The following is a 315-nucleotide window of genomic DNA, read 5'->3' on the forward strand; positions in this document are numbered from 1 at the left end:
TGAATCTCTTCGGAGTAGTAAAGTGGCGAACGGGTGAGGAATCCATGGGTAACCTGCCCTTGAGAATGGAATAACCAGCCGAAAGGTTGGCTAATACCGTATACGCTTCCTGGTTCATGGATTGGGAAGGAAAGCCGTACCGTGGGTATGGCGTTCAAGGAGGGGCTCATGGCCTATCAGCTTGTTGGTAGGGTAACGGCCTACCAAGGCAACGACGGGTAGCTGGTCTGAGAGGATGATCAGCCACACTGGCACTGAGATACGGGCCAGACTCCTACGGGTGGCTGCCGATGTCACGGTCACGGCTCTCAGACG

General features: G+C 55.2%; 1 rRNA gene. It reads left to right on the forward strand.

Going from position 1 to position 315, the window contains the following annotated elements:
• Positions 1-290: ribosomal RNA gene (locus MTBSS4_RS03820) — 16S ribosomal RNA — on the forward strand; the annotation flags it as partial.
• Between the last annotated feature and the right edge of the window lie 25 nt (positions 291-315).

The sequence above is a fragment of the Magnetospirillum sp. SS-4 genome, from assembly GCF_902729425.1.
Taxonomy (GTDB): Bacteria; Pseudomonadota; Alphaproteobacteria; order Rhodospirillales; family Magnetospirillaceae; genus Phaeospirillum.